Raw genomic sequence first — 845 nt, 5'->3', positions numbered from 1 at the left:
CAGCAACGCGACAGGTGGCGCTCGTGACGGGAGCGTCCTCAGGCATCGGGAGGGCAGCCGCGCTCGCGCTCGTCGAGGCGGGGTTCGATGTGATCGGCACGAGCCGGAACACCTCGCGCGTCGCCCCTCTCCACGGGGTGACGTTCCTTGATCTCGACGTGGCCAGTGACGATTCGGTCACCGTCGTCGTCAAACGGGTGATCGAGGAGTTCGGGCAGATCGACGTCCTGGTCAACAATGCCGGTATCGGTGCGGCGGGTGCCGCCGAGGAGAGCTCCGTCGCACAGGCGCAGAGCATCTTCGACGTCAACGTCTTCGGCACAATCCGGATGACGACGGCCGTGCTGCCACACATGCGCGCCCAGGGAAGCGGGCGCATCATCAACATCTCGTCCGTCCTCGGCTTCATCCCGGCGCCCTACATGGCCGTCTACGCCGCGACCAAGCACGCGATCGAGGGGTACTCGGAGTCCGTGGACCACGAGGTCCGCGAGCACGGCGTCCGGGTGCTTCTCGTCCAGCCCGCCTACACCAAGACCGGATTCGACGCGAACGCCGTCCAGCCCGACAACCCGCTGCCGGTCTACGCCCAGCAGCGGCACATCTTCGACGGACTGTTGGTGGCGGCGATGAAGGACGGGGACGACCCCGCCGTCGTCGGCAAGGTGATCGTCGCGGCAGCGACAGAGGCGAAGCCGAAGCTGCGCTACACCGCCGGCTCGACGGCCGGACGCGTCGCCACCCTGCGTCGTATCGCCCCCGCCCGGGCCTTCGACCGCCAGATCCGCAAACTCAACCGGCTGGCCGGCTGACACCCACTCGACCCTGAGCGGCTGGTTGCGGCT

The 845-nt window shown here is 68.2% G+C and carries 1 protein-coding gene; it reads left to right on the top strand.

The features are described from left to right. Window positions 1-14 precede the first annotated feature (14 nt). A complete protein-coding gene (locus U9979_RS22875) occupies window positions 15-812 on the top strand; it encodes an oxidoreductase (protein WP_416220285.1) in 798 nt (265 codons plus the stop codon). Window positions 813-845: the final 33 nt, after the last annotated feature.

Source organism: Protofrankia sp. Cas4, assembly GCF_963555915.1.
Taxonomy (GTDB): domain Bacteria; phylum Actinomycetota; class Actinomycetes; order Frankiales; family Frankiaceae; genus Protofrankia.
The sequence above is the reverse complement of the archived record's forward strand: the minus strand, read 5'-3'. Positions and strand labels throughout refer to the sequence as shown.